Annotated in this window: 2 protein-coding genes and 1 pseudogene; all 3 read left to right on the top strand. The window is 61.4% G+C overall.

Translation table 11 applies throughout. The features are described 5' to 3' along the window. Nucleotides 1-323, top strand: a pseudogene (locus Q0349_RS11510) (YjiH family protein); the annotation flags it as partial. Further along, complete coding sequence (locus Q0349_RS11505; protein ID WP_298081119.1) at nt 320-784, top strand: YjiG family protein; 465 nt, start codon at nt 320-322, stop codon at nt 782-784. The pseudogene Q0349_RS11510 and the gene Q0349_RS11505, both read left to right, overlap by 4 nt. A gap of 10 nt (nt 785-794) precedes the next feature. Next, nucleotides 795-1,383 (top strand): M20/M25/M40 family metallo-hydrolase (locus Q0349_RS11500; RefSeq protein WP_298081118.1); only part of this gene is annotated, 589 nt, incomplete at its 3' end.

Raw genomic sequence — 1,383 nt, 5'->3', positions numbered from 1 at the left:
CGATGATTGCCAGTTTCCAAAGCACCGATGCGGGCGCGGCGCTGACCCGCGCGCTCTACGACGAGGGCAAGCTGACCGCGCAGGAACGCGATATTTTTGCGATGTTCCAGTTCAGCGCGGGCGCGCCGATTACCAATTTCCTCTCCACCGGCACGGCGCTGCTCGGCCTGACTGCCGCAGCGGTGGCGGGCGGTGATGCGGCGAAAGTCCCTGCCAGCGTTGGTATTTGCCTCGGCGTCATCTTCATCTTCAAATTCGTCGGCGCGAACCTGATGCGGCTCTACCTCCGCCTCACCGTCGGCAAGGAAGGAGCGCAACCATGAGCGATGTACAAGAAAAACAGATGATTACCGATGTCTTCGTCAGCGGCGTCAAGCGCGGCTGGGGCATCGCCACCGGCAGTATGCTGCCCAACGTGCTGATGGCCTTTATCCTCATCTACGTCCTCAAACTCACCGGCATTCTCGACCTGATCGGCACGGTCTGCGGCCCGGTGATGAAAATCTTTGGCCTGCCCGGCGAAGCACTGATGGTGCTGCTCGCTGCCTGGTTGTCGATGGGCGGCGGTGTCGGCGTCGCCTCCAGTCTGTTTGCCGCCGGAACCCTCAGCCTGCACGACATCGCCGTTATCGCCCCGGCGATGTACCTCATGGGCTCGCAGGTGCAATACATCGGGCGACTGCTCGGCGTCGTCGGCACCCCCGGCAAATATATCCCGGTGATGGTGCTGATCTCCATTATCAACGCCCTGCTCGCCTTGTTCGTCATGCAAATCATCGTTTAGGAGCAAAGTCATGAAAAAAGAAACCTTTTTAGAACACTTAAAACCCTTCATCAACACCGACTGCGGCAGTTACCAGCCCGCCGGCGTTGGCAAAATCGCCGATATGCTCACCGAAAAATACACCGCGCTCGGCGGCTGGCACATCAAGCGCCAACACCTGCATGACGAAGTCGGCCCCGGCCTGCTCATCACCAACCGCGAGAATCCCGACCACTACGACGTGCTGCTCGTTGGTCACATTGACACCGTCTTCCCCGAAGGCACCGCCGCCGCGCGCCCGTTCAAGGTAGAAGGCGACCGCGCCTACGGCCCCGGTGTTGCCGACATGAAAAACGGCGTCATCGCCATCTACGCCGCGCTCTCCGAACTGGACCCGGCGGTGCGCGACAAACTCTCCATCGGCGTACTGCACAACCCGGACGAAGAAATCGGCTCCATTCACTCCGACCCGTGGCTGCTGGCAGAGGCGAAAAAAGCCGACCGCGTGCTGGTCTGCGAATCGGCGCGCGCCGACGGCTCGCTGGTGAACCGCCGCAAAGGCAACGCCACCTTCATCATCACCTACCACGGCGTCGCCTCGCACGCCGGTAACGACCCGG

Source organism: uncultured Cardiobacterium sp. (assembly GCF_938028185.1).
In the GTDB taxonomy this organism is placed as follows: Bacteria; Pseudomonadota; Gammaproteobacteria; order Cardiobacteriales; family Cardiobacteriaceae; genus Cardiobacterium.
This window is presented reverse-complemented; position numbering and strand designations above follow the sequence as displayed.